Below are 250 nucleotides of genomic sequence, written 5' to 3' on the forward strand. Positions count from 1 at the left end.
CGTTTTCTTTGCGCCAGTGCACAGGAGTGTGTACTCGATACAAATGGCACTCTTGCCGAAGTGAGTCAGATTCAGCCTGACAGCGACCAGCTGTCCACGAGCATCTCCGGAGTGCACACGCAAAGATCTGATGAAAAACAATATCCCGTGAGAGCTTGTGACCAGAGCAGCTGTAAAGCTACTGCATCCAGTCATCTCATCGCCCACAAACGCACCCATAGAGGGGACAAGCCTTTTGTCTGTGACTTTG

General features: G+C 51.2%; 1 protein-coding gene. It reads right to left on the reverse strand.

Going from position 1 to position 250, the window contains the following annotated elements:
• Window positions 1-219: hypothetical protein (locus tag E1189_RS24145; protein WP_230459783.1), on the reverse strand; the 219-nt coding region annotated here is incomplete at its 3' end.
• Between the last annotated feature and the right edge of the window lie 31 nt (window positions 220-250).

It is taken from the genome of Parendozoicomonas verongulae (genome assembly GCF_009711465.1).
In the GTDB taxonomy this organism is placed as follows: Bacteria; Pseudomonadota; Gammaproteobacteria; order Pseudomonadales; family Endozoicomonadaceae; genus Sansalvadorimonas; species Sansalvadorimonas verongulae.